Origin of the sequence: Terrisporobacter muris (assembly GCF_024621905.1) — a bacterium.
GTDB classification, from domain to species: Bacteria; Bacillota; Clostridia; order Peptostreptococcales; family Peptostreptococcaceae; genus Terrisporobacter; species Terrisporobacter muris.
In genome coordinates this window covers 1-2,674 of the sequence record NZ_JANKBY010000412.1, presented here as the reverse complement: position 1 = coordinate 2,674, position 2,674 = coordinate 1, and the positions used below count along the sequence as shown (strand labels likewise).

Here is a 2,674-nt window from a genome sequence, read left to right as displayed (position 1 = left end):
ATTCATTAAAAATCAAAGTATTTTATCCTTAATTTTGCAATTCACTTTATTTTTTTTAATATACTGTAATTTTTCTAATTATAATAAACATAATAATTAGTTTTTTAATATTCAATTAAAAAAGGACAATAAAAATCATTATTATCCTTTTAGTTATTATTATATTATTTATTACCTACACTCATATCCACATCTACCAATGTAGCAACCATAACTGCTTTTATAGTGTGCATTCTATTTTCAGCTTCATAAAAAACTTTAGAATATTTAGATCTAAATACTTCATCTGTAACTTCTAATTCTTTCAAACCAAATTTTTCGTATATTTCTTTACCTACCTTTGTATTTAAATCATGGAAAGCAGGTAAACAGTGAAGGAAAATAACATTTTCATTTTTTGTTTTCTTAATCATATCCATATTTACTTGATAATCTTTCAATAATTTTATTCTTTCTTCATATTGAGCTTCTTCTCCCATAGATACCCATACATCTGTATATATGACATCAGCTCCCATAACATCTTCTATATTTTCTGTTAAAGTTATACTTCCTTTAGATTTGTCAGCTACTTCTTTCATTTCTTCTAACAAGCCTTTATCTGGCCATAATTCTTTTGGCGCAAGAGATACAAAGTTCATTCCTAATTTTGCACATCCAATCATTAGAGAATTCCCCATATTATTTCTTGCATCTCCAGCATAAACAAATTTTATTTTGTCAAAAGACTTATCTACATACTCTGTAACTGTAAGTAAATCTGCTAATATTTGTGTAGGATGATAAGTATCAGTTAAACCATTGTATACTGGTACTCCTGAGTGCTTCGCTAAAATTTCCACGGTTTCTTGCTTATATCCTCTAAACTCAATACCGTCATAGTACCTTCCAAGAACTTTTGCAGTATCTTCTATAGATTCTTTTTTCCCCATATGCGAGTTATAAGGTCCTATAAATGTTGTATGACCACCTTCATCTGTAGCAGCTACTTCAAAAGAGCATCTAGTTCTTGTTGAGTTTTTCTCAAATATTAATGCAATATTTTTTCCTTCCAATAAATTTCCCTTAATACCAACCTTCTTTTTTGTTTTTAAGTAACTAGCTAAAGCTAATAAATATTTTATTTCTTCCTTTGAAAAATCTTTTAAAGTCAAAAAATTTCTTCCTTTCAAACTAATCTTATTCATATTATTTTCCCCTTTTAAAATTCACTTTGTTCATATCGCCAACAATATATCTTCGTTTCTCTTCAGATACATCTGTTGCTTAAAATCCACTTTGTTCATATCGCATTTACTACACAAAAAAGCCCCTTAGTTATAAACTAAGAGGCGAAAATCCGCGGTACCACTCTAATTATTAAGATATAATTATAATTAAAATAATAATAAAAAAGTCCCTTGGTTTTTACACCAAGAGACGATATTTACCGTGTTACCACTCTAATTGTTAAGAATATCTTAACCACTCAAATCCTTAAGGCGGACAACCGATTATCATACTTAAGTTCTGATAATCTTCTCAAAAGCTCTTTTCAGAATAAATCTCCTTACCAGGCTTCCACCATCCCCAGTTCTCTATAAATTTAATTTATCTTACTCTCTTCTTCACTGAATTTATCATATTTTTATTAATAATACTATTCACTTTCTAACCATATGTCAATAAGTTTTTTAATAAATTCAGAATTTTTTAAATTTCAAGCAATGAGTTTTATTCGTAAATCGAATACTGTTTCCAAATTTTTTCTAAATCATCAAAGTATTTCTTTATTTCTTCTTTTTCTTTCATACCAACTGATATTGCAAGCGCATTTGCCACAGTCATTGCAGGTACTAAAGAGTCAACAAATGATGCCATATTACTTTTTACTAAAAGCGTATTATCAGATAAACATGCAACAGGCGCAAAATAACTATCAGTAATTGATATTATATGAGCTCCTTTATTTTTTGCATAATCAACAACCTGATATGATTTTTTAGAGTATCTAGGGAAACTAAATGCTATTACTACATCTTCTTCATTTATTCTAACTATTTGTTCAAAAACATCTCCCATATCCATTCTTATTACATGAACATTATCTAATATTAAATCTAAATAGAATCCTAGGTATTGAGCTATTACATGAGAACTTCTCATACCTAAAATATATATTTTTCTAGCTTTTAAAATCTCTTCTGATGCATTCCTAAAAGCCTTTGCATCTATCTCTTCTAAAGTTCCTCTAATATTATCTATATCACTTTTTAAAACTTTACTAAGTATAGCTGCATCATCAGAATAATCCTCATTTGCCATTTCTACCCTTTGTACAGTTGTTAGCTTATTTTTTATTAATTCTTGCAATGCATCTTGAAGTTTTGGGTACCCTGGGTATCCCAAAGCATTTGCAAATCTTACAACAGTAGACTCACTAACACCTACTGTATCTCCAAGTTTGCTTGCAGTCATAAATGCTACTTTGTCATAGTTTTTAATAATATATTGTGCTATAAGTTTTTGACCCTTACTCATTTTAGGGTAACGCGACTGTATAATTGAAATTAATTGTTTACTATCATTTATGTTATTTTTAAATTCCATAATATGCTCCTCTTTCTTTTGTGAAAAATATGAAGTATTAGAAAATTATTCATACTTATAACTTAATTATACCACTGTTTATATT

At 28.3% G+C, this 2,674-nt stretch carries 2 protein-coding genes and 1 other annotated feature; both genes read right to left on the bottom strand.

Annotation, left to right across the window (positions count from 1 at the left end; genetic code table 11):
• Positions 1-164: 164 nt before the first annotated feature.
• Positions 165-1,187, bottom strand: coding sequence for an ornithine carbamoyltransferase (gene argF, locus NSA58_RS18545; protein ID WP_074079587.1), 1,023 nt, complete (start codon positions 1,185-1,187; stop codon positions 165-167).
• Between the two features lie 225 nt (positions 1,188-1,412).
• Positions 1,413-1,620, bottom strand: a binding site (T-box leader).
• A 93-nt stretch (positions 1,621-1,713) separates the two neighbouring features.
• A complete protein-coding gene (locus tag NSA58_RS18540; protein ID WP_039679727.1) occupies positions 1,714-2,589 on the bottom strand; it encodes a MurR/RpiR family transcriptional regulator in 876 nt (291 codons plus the stop codon).
• Positions 2,590-2,674 lie beyond the last annotated feature (85 nt).